Here is a 15,545-nt window from a genome sequence, read left to right as displayed (position 1 = left end):
TGTATAGCTCAAATTGATATTTATAAACGAGTCCATTGACACCGCATATCGATGCGATGCCAATGGAAATCCGCAACGTTCACGCATTTGCTGCTTCGCTCAACGCTGGGTAGTCGATGTAGCCACGTGCATGACCACCGAAGAATGTACTGCGGTCCGCTTCGTTCAGCGGTGCATTGGCCTTCAGCCTGGCTACGAAATCCGGATTGGCCAAAATCATCTGACCGTAGGATTCCAGGTCAGCCAGCCCCGAAGCCATATCTACTCCGATCTGCTCGCGCGGGCGACCCGCTCGATTGAGGATCAATGTCTGTTTCCAAGATTTGCGTAGGTCGGCCAGCAGCAACTCGTCGCCCTGATGCGCAATGTGCAGATAAGCGAGACCAAGCTTGTCCAGCTCGGCGACCAGATAACGATAAAGATCCGGGCCTTCAGCGCCTTCGTTGATGCCCCACATCGTTGTACCCGGCGACAGACGAATGGCCGTTCTGTCCGCACCGATCTCTTCAGCAATAGCGGCAGCCACCTCGATAGCGAAGCGTGCGCGATTCTCGATCGATCCACCGTATTCATCCGTACGAACGTTGGCGCTAGGAGCCAGGAATTGCTGAATCAAATAGGCGTTTGCGCCGTGAATCTCCACACCATCGGCGCCGGCCTCGATGGCTCGACGTGCCGCGACACGAAAGTCCGCCACGGTCTGACGCACTTCTTCTGTAGTCAAAGCGCGCGGCTCAGGAATGTTCTGCATGCCCTTTACCGTAAACATGGGCGCCCCTGGCGCGATCGCGGAAGGCGCGACACCTTGGCGATGATGTGGGGTGTTGTCGGGATGCGACATGCGTCCTGCATGCATAAGCTGGATAAAGATGCCGGCGCCCTTGTCATGCACCGCCGACGTGATCTTCCGCCAGCCGGCGACATGCGCGTCGGTATAGATGCCCGGTGTGGTGAGGTAGCCCTGACCATCGTCCGAAGGTTGAGTACCTTCGGTAACGATCAGACCAACCTCGGCGCGCTGGGCGTAGTACTCGACGGCCAGCTCTCCCGGCGTGCCATCAAACTCGGCGCGGCTGCGGGTCATTGGCGCCATGGCCAGGCGGTTTTGCAGGGTGTACTGGCCGACGCGAACGGTGGTGAATAGCTGATTCATGATGAAACCCTCGGAAGTGGTGATAGCGGGAGCCAGCTTCGTGATGACGAGACCAAGTCTTATCTGGACGGTCTTGTCTGGACGAGGAAATGGTGATCCATGCCACTCATGGAATAAATACGGTATAGTGGATAACATTGATCCATATATGGAGCAATTCCATGGAACTCCTGAATGACATGGCCTTGTTCGTTGAGGTCGTCAAAGCCAAGGGATTTCGAGGCGCCTCCGAGGCGACCGGCGTTCCGAACTCAACCCTCTCCCGACGAATCAGCGCATTGGAAAAGGCCATTGGTCTGCGCTTACTGCATCGCACAACGCGCAAGGTCGAGCTGACCGAGGCCGGCCAGATTTACTTCGAGCGTTGCAAGCGCATCGTCGATGAGGCTCGACTGGCTCATGAACAGTTGGGCGAAATGCTCGCCCAGCCCAGCGGCGTATTGCGCGTGTCGCTACCGGTGGACTTCGCAGTGATCTATATGGCGCCATTGATCGCCGAGTTTGCGGAGCGATATCCCGGCATCGGTTTCGACTTTGATCTCACGCCGCGCCACGTCGATCTGGTCAGCGAACCCTACGACATTGCGATTCGTATGGGCGAGCCGGAGAGCTCACACTTGATCGCGCGTCCACTCGCATCGCTCGTGCCTCGTCTTTATGCAGCGCCACGCTACCTTGAGCGATCGGGTGAACCCAAAGAACCGGCCGACCTTGAGCAACATGAATGCCTGAACATTCTCAAGGCCAATACATGGACGTTGCACAAAGCATCGGCATCGATCCAGGTCTCCACGAGCAGCCGATTTACGATCAATAGCGTCGGCTTGATCCGCCGTTTGGCGACGCTCGGCATGGGCATCATGCTGGTGCCTGAAGCCATTGTCATGGATGATCTGGCCGCTGGACGGCTGCTTCGCGTACTTGATCACTGGCATGGCAAACCCACGCCTGTTTATGCGCTAACTGAAACCCGATTGCTTCCTGCGAAGACGCAACGCTTTATCGAATTTCTCAAGGAACGACTCGGGTAAGGCAGCCACATAGAAGCCCGATGATTCACTCGAAACACCTTCTCTCGGCGGCATGCGGGGCGGCATCGAGTCCATGCCACCCCGCCTTGCCTTTCAGCTCGCCGAATGTGCCATGTCCCGCGGGTGAAGCAAATCTTCTAACCCGATGCGCCGGAACATCTCCGCACGCACGCGATCAGCGACACTATTGACGATCTCGCAACCGTCCTGTGATGGATCAATATGCGTACGGAAAGGACGTTTGCCAAATGGTGTGTCCACAACACGCACGATCGCGTCCGCCACGGCGCCTACATTAGCGTCGGCTGGCTCAAGTGAAGCAAGACCCTTGAGGCTCTGCTCCGGAAGACCGGCATAAGGGCCTTGATCGTATTCGGCAGCACGAGCCTTATCGGAAGGAGAGCCCGAATGAGCGAAATGATTGGTGCCTTTCGTAAACGCTCCGGGCACGATGATCGAGGTCTCGATGCCCCAGCGCGATAGCTCGCTGGCGTAGCTGACGGCGAGCGAATCCATCGCTGCCTTCGCAGCAAAATAAGGTGAAAGATAAGGTGGTGTACCACCACGCGCACTGCTGCTGGAAACCCAGATCACCAGGCCCCTTCCCTGTTTACGCAACTGTGGAAGTGCCGCGCGATTCACACGCTGCGTGCTGAGCACATTGATGTCGTAAAGCTGGGCGAACTGCTCCGGCGTAAAAGCCTCGGCAGGGCCGAACGACATATGGCCAGCGTTGTGAATGATCACATCAAGCCTTCCTTGTGCCGCGATGATCTCCTGAATGCCCTTCTCGCAGGATGCCTCCGAGGCGACATCCAGTTCCACTGCATGCAAATCGACAGCATGCTCAGCCGCGTACTGTTGCACAGCGGCAACCTGGGGCGCATTGCGGCCGGTGGTTTCACGCATACTTGCGTAGACGGTATGCCCGGCATGAGCGAGGGCACGTGCGGCAAGCGCGCCAAAACCACTGGATGCGCCGGTGATGACGATAACTTGTTTCATGATGCGGATTCCTTATGTCGGAAGTTGGAACGTGCGTGATTGTTTGCGCCGATATCGCGCGTCATCAGATGATTCCGCCGTTGGCGCGCAGCACCTGACCGTTGACCCAGCCACCGTCCGGACCCGCCAGGAAGGCGACGGTACTGGCGATATCGCTGGGTTGTCCCAGCCGCTCGAGCGGCGCCAGCTTGGCCAGACGATCGACCACTTCCTGCGGCTTGCCTTTCAGGAACAGATCCGTCGCAGTCGGACCCGGTGCAACAGCGTTGACAGTGATGTCGCGCCCACGCAACTCCTTGGCGAACACGCTCGTCATCGCTTCGACACCGGCTTTGGTTGCGGCATACACCGCATAAGTCGGCTGCAGCAATGCAACAACGCTTGAAGAGAAGTTGATGATGCGGCCACCTGTGCGCAGACGCGTTGCCGCTTCGCGAAGCGTGTTGAACGTACCTTTCAGATTGACGGCTATCTGGCGATCAAACGAAGCGTCATCGGCATCGGCGATGCTCGCGAGGCTCATGATCCCAGCGTTGTTGACCAGCACATCCACACCGCCGAAAGCGGTCTCCGCGGCATCGAAAAGTCGGCGGACATCTGCGGTATCGCTGACGTCGGCCTTTGCTGCCAGGGCATGGCCACCGGCCTGCTCGATAGTGCGCACCAGCGCTTCGGCCGGCGCGGCGTTTTCCGCGTAATTGACGATAACGGTGAAACCGTCGGCTGCCAGGCGTTGAGCGATGGCGGCACCGATGCCACGCGAAGCACCCGTCACCAGGGCGACTTTTTGACCTTGCTTACTCATGGGTTCTCTCCGGGACCGGCACCATGCCGGGTTGGAAGAACTCTAGGCTTTCCACCGAAGCAAATAATCAGTGCTACATTGGCAACATAATTCGCTGCAAACGAACAATGGGGTTGATATGGATCGCCTGGATGTCATGCGGTTATTCACCCGGATCGTCGAACGGCAGAGCTTCACGCTGGCCGCGCAGGATCTCGAATGGCCGCGCTCAACCGCCACACAAGTCATCCAGGATCTGGAAAAGCGGCTGGGTGTGCGACTACTGCAGCGGACCACCCGCCATGTAAAAGCCACGCTGGACGGCGAGGCGTATTACCGAAGGTGCGTGGCGATTCTGGGTGACGTCGAAGATGCTGAAGCAGCTTTCAGCGACGCCAAGCCACGGGGTCTATTGCGGGTCGATGTCCACGGCACGCTGACGCGTCACTTCGTGCTGCCGGCACTTCCGGCTTTTCTTGCCAAGTATCCGGACCTGCAACTTCACATTGGCGAAGGCGATCGCCTCGTCGATCTGGTCCGTGAAGGCATTGATTGCGTACTGCGCGTCGGCGACTTGCAAGACAGCGCAATGATCGGACGACGCGTCGCCCTGCTCGAAGAAGTGACGTGCGCCAGTCCCGCCTACGTTGCGCAGTACGGCAACCCTGCCAGCATCGATGATCTCGCTGGCCATATCAGCATCGGCTTCATCTCGTCTGCCAGTGGCATGGCATTGCCGCTTGAGTTCACGATCAATGGCGATTCGCGACACGCCGCACTGCCGTCAACGGTGACCGTTACCAGCGCGGAAACCTATGTCGCGGCGGCCAAGCTCGGACTCGGATTGATCCAGGTGCCGCGGTACCACGTTCAAGCAGACCTGACTGCGGGAACGCTGATCGCCATACTTCCCGATTCCCCACCTTCGCCGACGCCGGTATCACTACTATACCCGCATAGCCGACAACTCTCGCCACGTGTCCGCGTATTCATCGACTGGGTGACGCAGGAGCTGGCGTCCACACGCGAACATATCTAACACCAATCTTGTGGATACGCGACAAGCCACACCGTTGTCACGCCAGCGTCTAATGCCGTAACGACAATGCACGACCAGCTTGCGCATGCTGCGCTGGCTTCCAACCCTTTCGCGCAACAGGTAGCCGGACGCTACACTGGCGCGAATTTGAACACCGCAAGAGAACCGACATGAAGCAACAGCCGCCTTCCCCGCCTGACGTATCGCTTGACACCCAAGCAGCATCCGATGAAACGCCCGATTTTGGCAGACGTACGTTCCTGGCCGGACTCGGCGTCGCTGCCGTTGCCGTAGGCGGCGGACTCAGTGGCTGCGGCACCTCCGGGGAACATGATCAGGCCGCGCCAGCGCCGGTCGGTGGCGCCGAGCTGGATCGCGTACTGCGCGACAAAGTGAAGAATGTCGTGGTGATCTTTGCGGAAAATCGTAGCTTCAACAATCTGTTCGCGGATTTCCCGGGCCTTGAGAAACCGCTGTCGTCGCTCAAGCCGGAGGATTACCTGCAGCTCGACCGCGACGGCAAGACTGTATTGCCGCAATTGCCGGAAGTACCTCGCGGCTGGCTGCTCAGCGACCAGACCATCGACGGCATCAGCTACCCGGCTGGCCAGCAGTATCAAACCAATCTGCCGAATGCGCCTTTCGAACTGAAAGGCCCCAAGGGCGAGCATTTGCCGCTGTCGCTGATCACGCGCGATCTGTGGCACGTGTTCTATCAGAACCAGATGCAGATCAATGGTGGTAAGAACAACATGTTCGTCGCCTGGGCCGATTCGTCGGCCTTCACGATGGGACATTACGCCAATACCCATTACAGCTTGCGCCTATGGGACCTCGCCAGTGAGTTCACGCTGTGCGACAACTTCTTCCAGGGCGCGTTTGGCGGCTCCTTCCTCAATCATCAGTACTTGATCTCTGCTGCCGTGCCGCGCTACCCCGATGCGGACACGAGCATTGCGCAATCGCAAATCGCTCAGACGGTCAGCGGCCAGCCGGATGACCCTCGCCTCAAGCCACGGGAACATTCGCCAGGCAGCGCTATGGATGGTCCGCCGCAGTTCGGCCCCAGCGCCCTGACGCCAACCGAAACATTGCCCGATGGCAAGCGCCTGAGCTACGCCGTCAACACCATGCTGCCACCCTACGCGCCGACACCGATGAAGCTGGGTGCGGATGGCGTTGTGGATTTCACCCAGCCTTCCAACGCCATGGCATTGCCGCCGCAGGCGCACGAGCACATTGGCGACAAGCTCGACAAGCGTGGCATCGACTGGGCATGGTATGCCGGCGCGTTCCAGGAAACGCTGGATACGGATGGCACCAATCTTTCAAACGGCACGCCCGTAGTGCCCAATTTCCAGTATCACCATCAGCCGTTCAACTATTTCAAAGATCTGGCACCGGGCACGGCGGCGCGTACAAAACGCCTGCGCGACGGCGGCCTGGGCGATGATGAAAGCACCAACCACTTTCTCGCCGACGCGAAGTCCGGCAAGCTGCCTGCGGTAACGTTCTATAAGCCGCAGGGCAACCTCAACATGCATGCGGGTTATGCGGATGTCGCATCCGGTGACCGTCACATCGTGCACGCCGTCAAAATGCTGCGCGGCAGCCCGCAGTGGGACAACATGGTGGTGATCGTCACCGTCGACGAAAACGGTGGATGGTGGGATCACGTTTCGCCGCCGCGCGGCGATCGCTGGGGACCGGGCACGCGTATTCCGGCAATCGTTATTTCGCCGTTCGCGAATAAGGGGCATGTCGATCATACGGTGTACGACACCGCTTCCATCCTTCGCCTGATTACCCGCGTGTTTGATTTGGAAACGCTCGACGGCATCCGCGATCGCGATAAGGCCATGATGGCCCGTGGGCAAGCGCCCATGGGCGACCTCACCAACGCACTGAAATTCGCGGGCTGATCCAATCGTGCGCGCAGGAGCGGCATGCCGCTCCTGCGCGCCGCTCGCTAATGGTCTGCGGCAATACGCCTCCCCGCCACAGTGCGTGAAGGCTGGCAAAAGACCAATAGAATGCCTCCACGCCAGATTTTCAGCCGACATGGCTGCATGTGACCAGGCATTATCGCGATGCGTTATCTGTCCCTATTGCTACTCGGCCCCTGGTTGCTCGTGCTGGCATGGGCCTTCTGGGCTTGGTCGCGATCGTTTCATGTCACCTGGCAACGCCGCCTCTATGACGCGATGGCCATTACGCTTGCCCTGATCGCTGCAGCGGGTTTTGCCTTGAGCGCCTACGATGACGTTGCTATCCAACAGGTCGGCAATTTCGGCCGGGAAAGCGGCGGCATCTGGAAACAGGTCATGCCCGCACTCTACGGTTACGGTGCCTTTGCAGCCATCCTGACGACGGCGGTGATGGTACGTCGAATGCTGTGGCGGACGAGACCGCGGTGAAGCCACTCATGAAACCCTTCCCCTGCTACAGGGGAAGGGCTTGTCATGCTCAACTTACTTGGTTCCCACCAGCGCCGAAATGAAAGCCGGCCCGATCGGACTGCCCCAACCCGTCACCAGGTCATAGCCAGCCACTGCGCTGAAGCCGCCGTTGCTGCCACTGGTGATGTCGTGGAAGTAGCTGCGGTAGCTGGAACCCACGCCGAAGTTATACAGCGCCGTATTGAGAAAGCCGATATTGCCGACGCCATCGGCCGCCGCCTGCTGGTTAGCCAGCGCGATCACACCGGCCAGACGCGGTGCCGCGTAGCTGGTACCACCAACGCCGGTTTCAAGCTGCCCGTTGCTATACGTGGGATTGTCGAAGTTACCTTCGAGCGCGATATCCGGATCGTTGCGGTAGGTGGTCGATCCCTTGTTGCTGCTGTTGATCACGCCAGCCAGCTGCTGATAGCTGGGAATCGAATAGCCTGCCGACGACAGATAACCGCCGCTGCTATCGGACCACGCCGTTTCCGACACCCATGAACCGCCGGGGCCGCTGGTGGTGAGATCCGTTGCGCCGACATCGGTGATGTACGGATCCAGCGAGGGTGGCGCCCAGTTGCTGGTGGTGTACGAACCCGCGTCGCCGCTCGCATTGACGAACGTCTGGCCTTGCGTCTGGAATTCCTTGTAGATGGAATCATCGCTGCTGCCGAAGTCGCCACCGCCCCAGGAGCTGGTAATCACCGACGCTTTGTCATCGCTCGCCATCTGGTTAAGGATGTCGCCAGCGCTGCTGCCTTCGTAGAAAAGGATCTGCGTAAGGCCCGGCGCCATGCCGGCCAGATTGGCGATATCAAGAATCTGCTCGCCATCGCTGCAAGAGCTGGAACCGGTGCTCGGGTTGGTGCATGCACCGCTGAAACCGTTCACCAGCACGTTGTTGACCGGCACACCCGGATCGGTGGCTCCGGTCGCGGAGTAGTAACCGCTCAGGTCACTGCTCTGATAACCGTCGTACGAAAAGATCGCCGCAGTCACGCCGCTGCCGGTGAGCGAGCCTGAGCCGTAGTACGCCGCGCGGATATCGCTGGGCAGGAAGTTGCCGCTCGGGCCCGAACCACCCGAAGCATGTGCGACCATCGTCTGCTCGGAAGCCGGACGATGACGCATATGCGTGAACGGACGCACGTAGTTGTCCAGCCCGTTGATGTGCAGCAACTGCACGCCAAGGTCCAGCGTGGGCTCGCGGTCTGGCGCAAAGAACTGGCGGTTCTCGGTCGGGTGCTGATATTGACGCATGGTCACATGCAAGGCGCGATTGATGTCGCTCACCTTGCCTTGCACATCGACAATATGGCGATTCGCAGTCGTCGCGGTGATAGTGAGGTTATTGGCCTTCGCCCATGCGACGACCCTGTCGTAATCGGCTTGGCTTGGCTCGAAGCGGGAGGTAAATTCCTTCGAACTAAGGTAATGATGATAGAGCGGACTGCTTGGATCGTAGAGCTGAGTGATGAGGCTATCGAGCTGGCTTTCATTGCGCAGCGGCAGCACCAGTCCCAGCTTCAGCTGCTTGTCGGCACTCACGGCCTGCGCGGTGGCGGCCTGCCCGGTGCGCACAGCTGCTGGCACATGATCCTGCGTCAACAAAGAAAAAGCGCCGGTGGTGGCGCTTGCATAACTGCTTTGAGTTCCTACCGCCAGGGCGCCGGCAATCAACAGAACCGGCAAAGTGCGCTTAAGGCACGACAGCTTGCTTACTGAAGACAACTTAGCAACAGAAGACGACAAACGCATATTCCAATCTCCCTAAATGGTTGGACACGGATAGCCCTTACCTTCCACGCCATCCCGGTGACGATGTGCTTGCTCCGTGCCGTAAGGTTGAGTCCCCTGTGCTTCGTTTCCGGCAGCCCCGTTTGCGTGGCCCGTCTCTTATACAGAGGGGGCGCGTGAAATTTCGATGACGCGAAAAATATTTCGTGCGCAGCGCATCACACGCTCCGGCACGGCTTACGCTAACGTAAGCAAGGCGTAAGGCATGCATGTGCATACACATGCACTTCACGCCTTGCGTAATAAAGCACACGGCTTATTCGCACCCGATATCAGCAACTCGCGCCTGCCACGTCACTTCCACGATGGTGCCGGATCCATGTCACAGAACGTCATGCCAAGCACGGACCAAGCTCCCGACAACCGGGATATCCAGACGTTGATCGCCTTGATCAACCAGAAGCAGCATGCCGAGGCGGAAGCCCTTGCCCGCAAACTCACGGATCAACATCCGTCGCACGGCGCAGCATGGCAGGCGCTTGGCGCGTCGCTGAGATCGCAGGGACGATTGGCCGAAGCAATCGAAGCACAACGACGTGCTGTCGCGCTTTCACCCTGGGATGCAGCGGGACATTACGTACTGGGTGATAGCTTGATGGCCTTACAGCAGCCGGCAGCCGCCGCAGAAAGTTTTCATTGCGCCCGCACGATCAAGCCTGAATTTGTCGAAGCACATTTCAAGCTTGGTAATGCGCTTGCCGTACAGAATCGATACAGCGAAGCGGCTGAAGCATATGAGCGCGTGATTGCGCTTCGCCCGGATTTCAATGAGGCACACGCCAATCTTGGCTTCACCCTGATGAGCGCCGGCCATTATGCCGACGCCGAAACGCACCTGCGCGAAGCATTGCGTGCCTATCCCAATAGCGCACCCATCAACAATGCGATGGGCGTGGTGCAGTATGGGCAGTCTCACATGAACGAAGCGGCTGACAGCTTTCGTCGCGTCGTCGCACTGATGCCTACCGATGCCGAAGCGCATGCGAATCTCGGCAACGCCTTGCGCGAGATGGGCATGCACACCGAAGCCGAAGCAAACTATCGTCGCTCGATTGCACTCAATAGCCAGTTTGCGCGGGGGCATTTCGACCTAGGCGGATTGCTGTATACGCAGGAGCGCTTTGTCGAAGCCGAGCAAAGTTATCGTCGCGCGCTGGAATTGAAGCCCGATTACGTCGAGGCGTGCAACAACCTCGGTCGAAGCATTCGAAGGCAAGGACGCCTGGAAGATGCTCGCGAGTATTTCGAAAAGGCCATGGCGATCAATCCAGATTCCGTAGAGGCCTATTTCAACGTGGCATCACTGCGCAGTTTCTCGCCCGGACAGGTCGAGCCTGAGCGCATGGAAAAACTGGCATCCAAACTTCCCTCCCTACCCGAAAACTCCCGCATTCGCTACTGGTTTGCTCTGGGCAAGATGCGCGAAGACCTCGGACGCTACGACGACGCATTCGCGGCATACTCGCAGGGCAATCTTCTGAAACATGCGCAACTTTCACCTAATGAGACCAGCAGAATCACCCTGGTCGACAACGTACGCCAAGTATTCAACAAGCCATTCTTCACCAGCCGACCTGCGCCGGTTTTGCCGGGCAAGTCGCCGATCTTTATTGTGGGCATGCCGCGCTCGGGCACATCGCTGATCGAACAGATCCTTTCCACGCACCCCGACATTCACGGTGCTGGCGAACTGTCGGACCTGGAAAATCTTATCTTTGCCATTGCCACCAAAGCTGGATTACCGACCGAGCGTTATCCGGAAGTCGCCGCGGCCATGTCAGAAGACGCATTCCTGCGCCTGGGTCATGTGTATACCGAACAGGTCTGGAAACTCGCTCCGGGCGCCACCCGCATCTCTGACAAGATGATGTCGAACTTCATGCACATCGGCATGATCCGGCAGATGTTTCCCGACGCAAAGATCATTCATGCCATGCGTGATCCGATGGATTCCTGCTTCTCGTGTTACGCCACGCTGTTTGCCAAGAACAACCTCGACTTCGCCTATGAACTTGGCAGCCTTGGTCGCTATTACGTTCGCTATATCCAGCTGATGCAGCATTGGCAGCAAGTGCTTCCACCTGGATCGATACTGGAACTTCGCTATGAAAACATGGTGGCGGATACCGAAGGCCAGGCGCGCCGACTGTTGGATTATCTGGAACTGCCGTGGGATCCACGCTGCCTGAACTTTCATGAGAACAAGCGGATTGTACGAACCGCCAGCGCCGCACAAGTGCGGCGCCCGGTCTACAAATCATCGGTCGCACGTTGGAAACACTTTGAAACGCACCTTGAGCCGTTGCTGGACATCGTGAAGGACTATCGTCAACAAACGAATTGACATAGTGACCGGTATTGCCAGCAACCAGATCCCATTACAACTGCCGCAACTTGATATTCCTGAACCAGAGCCGGATGGGCAGCTCGCCCTTGTCTTCGGTACCCTGCAGGGAAATATGTCCCGTCTGGAACGTACCGAAATCCGGCCACTGCGCGAACTTGGTGCGCGCAATCAACTTGCGCCAATCATCATTCCAGAAATACGTGTCGATCACTTTGTAGCCATTCTGGAAGAACTGGATATGGCCATGATCGGCAATGATCTCGAACTGGTTCCAGTTGCCCGCCTCCTGCACTCGCTCGACATCCGATGAAATGAGGTCGAAAAGATCGCCGGAACGCTCGTAAAGCACTTGGCTGTCCGGCTTGGTGCAGACCAGGTCGGCAATCTGCATTTCCGGACCTGTTTCGTAAGTTTCGGAGTACTTGGGTGATTCGTGCACATAGAACATGACTCCGCTATCCGCGCATGGCGTCATCTTCCATTCAAGCTTTAGATCAAAATTGCTGTATTCGGCATTCGTCACCAGGTCAGCGAAGTCCTTCTCGTCGCCCGTGCGTGATCGCTCGAGCATGATGGCACCGTCTTCAACCTTCCAGTCCTTACCGGGGGCTTTCTGAAGATAGGAATGCCAGCCCTCGAGGTTTTGGCCATTGAAAAGCAATTGCCACCCTTGGGCTTTTTCTTGAGGCGTCAAGGTATTGGCTTGCGCGGTCGCGGCCGTGGATGAAATCGGATGGCCGACGAAAACGAGGGCGAATGTAATCAGGGATAGTTGTTTGAACATAACAGCACTCTTTGGTAAAGATCCTCGAACATGCAACGGAAGTTTCGTACCTTTCTTGCGCAACGGCCGGAAAATTCGTCGTCCCGGCGCAAGCCGGGACCCAGTGACTTATTGATCACCAAAAGCCGCTAGGCCCCGGTCCACACCGGGGCGACGATAGGGAAAGTCTCCGCCTTTCATTCACGCTAACTGCAAATCACATCAAATGCCCAAATCAAACCCGACATCCAGAAACACTGCTCGCCCCAGAGCGTTGTAGTCAGTCACATCGTAATAAGGCCAACCACTGTTGGTGTAATCCATCGGCGGACGCTTGTTGAAGATATTGTTCGCCGTGACTGCAACGGTGGCCTTGGGCGTCACCTTGTAAGCAATGCTGCCATTGAAGGTGATCCACGGCCCGATGTCCGGACTGCTACCCAGAGAGTTCCAGGTGTTTCCGTCACGAATTCCATAGAGTGTCGAGCTGAACTTGCCGATGGTCCACGTGGCACTGCCGCTGATACGGCTCTTGAACTCATCGTTGTTGCCGCAGCATAGATAGTTAAGGGTGGGGTCGCCTGCCTTCTCCTGGTAAGTGTGCTTGAACTCATCGTAATAATCGGCCTCGAAATCAAACTCTCCCAGGTGCTCCGTCTGCAGCTTGTACTTGAGAGCGGATTGGATGCCGGTCTGATGCTCGGAGGCCACGTTGATCGGATACGTATCCACCTGCTCGATGCCACCCGGGTTGACCGGGTTCGACTGGGGATAACGCACCACTTCGCCGAGCACTTCCTGACAGGTTGGCGAATTGATGTCATAAGCCACCCCACTCTCCGATTTGCCCAAGCGGCAATCGGCCTCTTCCTGCAGGATTTCATCCGTACTGAGCGTCACCACTTCGTTGGAAATCCTGATGTCGTCATAGTCCAGCGACAGACTGAGATGGTTATCCGAGGTGGACCAGACAAAGCCATAGGTGAACGTTTTGGCGGTGATGTCCTTCAGCGCGGTATTGCCAGACGTCACGGCGTAAATGGATTGATCGCCGATCGGACAATTGGTGTAGTCCGACGAGTTGTAACCGGCGAGACGACACTTGTAATAATCCGTGGCCGTGGAATAACCACTGCTGCGTGCAGAGAACAGGTAAAACAGATCGGGCGCACGGAATGCCGTGGCATAGCTTCCGCGAATAAGCAGCGTGTCGATCGGACGGTATTCCAGCCCAAGTTTGTAGGTAGGCTTGCCGTGTTCGCCGCCGCCATACAAGTATTTGTCGTAACGCGCCGACACGTCGGCAGTAAGCGACTTCAGCAGCGGAAGCTGCATTTCACCGCCAAGTGCATACTGTTCGCTCTGGCCCGCTGCCGTGGTGCTGCCGGTCTGGCCGAGGAAGTAGCCCTCTGCAGCCAGCGGATTCGCCGATGCATTGGAGAAGCGCTGGTTGCTGGTCTGTGCAATGAGTGCCGCACCGACGTCACCACCCGGCAAGGAGAACAGATCGGTATTATTGGCCGTGATGGTTTCGTTCTGCGTCCATGAAACCGACGAAGCACTGTTGTCCGCCGTGAATTCGTTAAAGAGCTGCGGTGTCAGCGGCTGATACAGGCGGGAAACGCTGTTGGGAGCATAGATTGGATAGCCATTGGCATCCGTACCCAATTGCTGGCCGAGGTAATACTGTTGGATACCATTATTGGTAGTGAAGTCCTGCGCCTTGCGCATCACATCAGACTGTGAGCGGTTGTAGTAGGCGTCGTAATTCCAGTCGGAATCACCGATTGAACCGCGCACCCCGATGCTCACGTTATACGTGGTGGTAAACACGTGCTGCTCCGCTGCGGCGGTGCCGACTTCTTCCGGTGCAAAGGTGCGCCCCCAGTCTTCGTATTGCCCTGTAGTTTGGTTGTAGAACGTCTGACTCCAGGACGGAGGGCCACCCACATAAGTCGGGTTGCTGTAGCTGAAGAGCGTGTCCGAATAAAGCTCAGTGTGGTCGTTCAACTTGTATCGAAGCTGCAGCAGGCCATCGGCATCCGTTTCCTGATTGGCAAGCGTAGCGTCACTGACCGTGTCAGGGCTGCCACAGTAATACCCATGACCCGGGCGATAGCTGTAGGTCGTGCTGTTGCCAAACATGTAGCTCAGCGGCGCGCAGGTCGCCGCGCCTGGATCGATGTATTGATCAGGAATAGCGAGCGCGTGCAGGAAAGTACGCGAATTGACGCGCCCATCCGGATCTGGGGAATCATCGACCGACTGGATATAGCTGCGCTGATAGGCCCAGATCGGGTCTTGCTTGGACAGCTGTACGCCGCCGCTGATGCTGAAGTCTCCCCATTGATGACCTGAACTTATTTGCAGGCGTTTGCTTTCTCCGCCGCCATCTGAGTAGCCGCCATAGCGGAAGTCCACATGAGTGCCTTCGATATGGTCTTTCAGCACGATGTTCACCACACCGGCAATGGCGGCTGAGCCGTAGATGGACGATTGGCCGCCGGTCAGCACATCGATACGATCGATCAAGCCGACCGGAATATTGGCAATATCCGTGATGTTGGTACTGCCGTTATAGGCCAGTGGATAGCTGGCCATCGGACGTCCGTTGAGCAACGTCAGGGTGAAATCCGGACTGAGGCCGAACAGGCTGATGGTTTTCGCTGCCGGTGTGTACCCGCCGGTGAACTGTGGATCCTCTACGGAGCCATTGGCGATCGGCAGCGAACGCAAGGCGTCATAGGTGTCCACAAAGCCTTTCTTGTCGATATCCTGGGCCGTGACCGTGGTGATGGGCGATGCCCCTTCGATCTGCGCTTGTGGAATCAACGAACCGGTGACCTGCACCATCTGCAGCTTCTTGGGTTTGCTTTGGGTGGCACTACTACTCTGTTGATTCGTATTGGACGACGTGTTGTTTGTGGGTGGGTTGCCCGAAGATTGCTGTGGCGTTGTGTCTTGCGCGAGCGCCTGCGCAATGGAACAGGCAAGCAGTGATAAAGCGAATGCGTACATCCATTGATTCTTCATCGAACTGGTACTCCCCTACCTAACGATGGAATTTGCCGCCCGCTTGCAGCGGCTATGCCGACTCTCCTTTGTCAAAAGCGACCTCTGGCGCACGCAATTGCCGTCCGCCCTCTTCTCGAACATGGCCGGTCGCGCTTCCTGAACCCTCA

General features: G+C 57.6%; 11 protein-coding genes. 5 read left to right on the top strand and 6 right to left on the bottom strand.

The window, feature by feature from the left end:
* Positions 1-79: 79 nt before the first annotated feature.
* Positions 80-1,153, bottom strand: a complete 1,074-nt coding sequence (locus tag ISN74_RS09435; protein WP_188799082.1) for an alkene reductase — start codon at positions 1,151-1,153, stop codon at positions 80-82.
* 161 nt (positions 1,154-1,314) lie between these two features.
* Here ISN74_RS09435 and ISN74_RS09430 point away from each other — a divergent pair, with 161 nt between their 5' ends.
* The gene (locus tag ISN74_RS09430; RefSeq protein ID WP_188799081.1) at positions 1,315-2,184 is read left to right on the top strand and encodes a LysR family transcriptional regulator; all 870 of its coding nucleotides are present in this window, start codon (positions 1,315-1,317) and stop codon (positions 2,182-2,184) included.
* Between the two features lie 93 nt (positions 2,185-2,277).
* Here the strand turns inward: ISN74_RS09430 and ISN74_RS09425 are convergent, their stop codons facing one another.
* Together ISN74_RS09425 and ISN74_RS09420 are read right to left on the bottom strand one after the other, a co-directional pair.
* A complete protein-coding gene (locus ISN74_RS09425; protein ID WP_188799080.1) occupies positions 2,278-3,189 on the bottom strand; it encodes an SDR family oxidoreductase in 912 nt (303 codons plus the stop codon).
* Between the two features lie 64 nt (positions 3,190-3,253).
* The gene (locus ISN74_RS09420) at positions 3,254-3,994 is read right to left on the bottom strand and encodes an SDR family oxidoreductase (protein ID WP_188799079.1); all 741 of its coding nucleotides are present in this window, start codon (positions 3,992-3,994) and stop codon (positions 3,254-3,256) included.
* A 118-nt stretch (positions 3,995-4,112) separates the two neighbouring features.
* Between ISN74_RS09420 and ISN74_RS09415 the strand changes: the two genes are divergently transcribed.
* The 3 genes from ISN74_RS09415 (at position 4,113) to ISN74_RS09405 (ending at position 7,429) form a co-directional block, all read left to right on the top strand.
* Positions 4,113-5,012 (top strand): LysR family transcriptional regulator, encoded by a 900-nt coding sequence (locus tag ISN74_RS09415; protein ID WP_188799078.1) that lies wholly within the window; start codon positions 4,113-4,115, stop codon positions 5,010-5,012.
* 170 nt (positions 5,013-5,182) lie between these two features.
* A complete protein-coding gene (gene acpA / locus ISN74_RS09410; RefSeq protein WP_188799077.1) occupies positions 5,183-6,934 on the top strand; it encodes an acid phosphatase in 1,752 nt (583 codons plus the stop codon).
* A 168-nt stretch (positions 6,935-7,102) separates the two neighbouring features.
* On the top strand, positions 7,103-7,429 hold the full coding sequence (locus tag ISN74_RS09405; RefSeq protein ID WP_188799076.1) for a hypothetical protein: 327 nt from the start codon (positions 7,103-7,105) through the stop codon (positions 7,427-7,429).
* A gap of 54 nt (positions 7,430-7,483) precedes the next feature.
* On the opposite strand, the gene ISN74_RS09400 is transcribed toward ISN74_RS09405, so the two are convergent.
* Positions 7,484-9,214 (bottom strand): S53 family peptidase, encoded by a 1,731-nt coding sequence (locus ISN74_RS09400; protein WP_188799075.1) that lies wholly within the window; start codon positions 9,212-9,214, stop codon positions 7,484-7,486.
* A 244-nt stretch (positions 9,215-9,458) separates the two neighbouring features.
* Here ISN74_RS09400 and ISN74_RS09395 point away from each other — a divergent pair, with 244 nt between their 5' ends.
* Positions 9,459-11,597: a tetratricopeptide repeat-containing sulfotransferase family protein gene (locus ISN74_RS09395; RefSeq protein WP_188799074.1), complete on the top strand. Its 2,139-nt coding sequence runs from the start codon at positions 9,459-9,461 to the stop codon at positions 11,595-11,597.
* Positions 11,598-11,631: 34 nt separating this feature from the next.
* On the opposite strand, the gene ISN74_RS09390 is transcribed toward ISN74_RS09395, so the two are convergent.
* Together ISN74_RS09390 and ISN74_RS09385 are read right to left on the bottom strand one after the other, a co-directional pair.
* Positions 11,632-12,384: a 3-keto-disaccharide hydrolase gene (locus ISN74_RS09390; protein ID WP_188799073.1), complete on the bottom strand. Its 753-nt coding sequence runs from the start codon at positions 12,382-12,384 to the stop codon at positions 11,632-11,634.
* Between the two features lie 201 nt (positions 12,385-12,585).
* Positions 12,586-15,396 carry a TonB-dependent receptor plug domain-containing protein gene (locus ISN74_RS09385; RefSeq protein WP_188799072.1) on the bottom strand — a complete coding sequence of 937 codons (2,811 nt, stop codon included), beginning with the start codon at positions 15,394-15,396 and terminating at the stop codon, positions 12,586-12,588.
* Between the last annotated feature and the right edge of the window lie 149 nt (positions 15,397-15,545).

Source organism: Dyella caseinilytica (genome assembly GCF_016865235.1).
GTDB classification, from domain to species: domain Bacteria; phylum Pseudomonadota; class Gammaproteobacteria; order Xanthomonadales; family Rhodanobacteraceae; genus Dyella_B; species Dyella_B caseinilytica.
The sequence above is the reverse complement of the archived record's forward strand: the minus strand, read 5'-3'. Positions and strand labels throughout refer to the sequence as shown.